At 36.4% G+C, this 964-nt stretch carries 1 protein-coding gene; it reads left to right on the forward strand.

Annotated elements, in window-relative coordinates:
* The first annotated feature begins 154 nt into the window (after positions 1 to 154).
* On the forward strand, positions 155 to 739 hold the full coding sequence (locus FKN93_RS17400) for a hypothetical protein (RefSeq protein ID WP_170905769.1): 585 nt from the start codon (positions 155 to 157) through the stop codon (positions 737 to 739).
* Positions 740 to 964: the final 225 nt, after the last annotated feature.

The raw sequence follows: 964 nt of genomic DNA on the forward strand, positions 1-964 counted from the left end.
TTTCACATAACAAACGCTTCAAGAGGGACAGCCAACGCGCGGCATTTTTATTATGCGTTGGTTTTTGTGGTTACGCTGTTATGCGGAAGCTTGGTAGTAGCGTTGTCTGCCCCTTAAGCGGGCGTTATAAGCCTAAGTTAAGAATGGAGTTTTTATGAAGACTATTGAGAAAATACGTTTGCTAATTCGGCAAACGAAAGAGCAAGGGCATGATGCAATCTCAATAAACGCGTTTGAATCATATTTATCTTCAATTGAATCTGAAAATGAAGAATATACAAAGTATGCTCAAATGCAACTAGAACGTGATTTGGCTGTATTTAAAGCAGAAAATGACCGTAATATTGCACATGCTAATAATTTAACGACTAATTCTTTAGAGCTTTTTCGATCTGTTATTCTATCTGGGCAATCTGCGTTGAAAGCCAGCATGGTTATAAATGGAGGTGCTGCTGTGGCTTTATTGGCTTTTATGGGAAAAATTTGGGGTAGTAGCATAGCGTCGGAAGTAGCATATAGTTTATCAAGGTCTACATTTTTATTTTGCGTTGGTATAGTTTTAGGGGCGTTCGCAGCAGGAACAACATATTTTACTCAGTGTTTATATAATATAGAAAAGTTTAGATTAGGTAATTTTTTTAATATAGCGACGGTGTTAATGATATTATCTTCTTATGGTATTTTTATTTTTAGTGCATTTATTTCGGCAAGCTCATTTGGCGTACATTTTGGCTTATAACAAACGCTTCAAGAGGGACAGCCAACGCGTGGCATTTTTACTATGCGTTGGCTTTTGTGGTTACAGTGTTATGCGGAAAATTAGCAGTAGCGTTGTCTGCCCCTTAAGCGGGCGTTATGCTTTATTGAGCCTCAGCAAAATCAATATATAAATTTTAATGGGAAAACTTAGTCTGATTTAGAAGTTTTCCTATTCTAATTCATTGATATTATGAGTTTATTGTTC

The sequence above is a fragment of the Vibrio sp. A8-1 genome, from assembly GCF_013048685.1.
Taxonomy (GTDB): Bacteria; Pseudomonadota; Gammaproteobacteria; order Enterobacterales; family Vibrionaceae; genus Vibrio; species Vibrio metschnikovii.

Excerpts from the sequence above, each read along its gene's own strand:
- FKN93_RS17400 (WP_170905769.1), top strand. The coding sequence starts at position 155 with ATGAAGACTATTGAGAAAATACGTTTGCTAATTCGGCAAACGAAAGAG.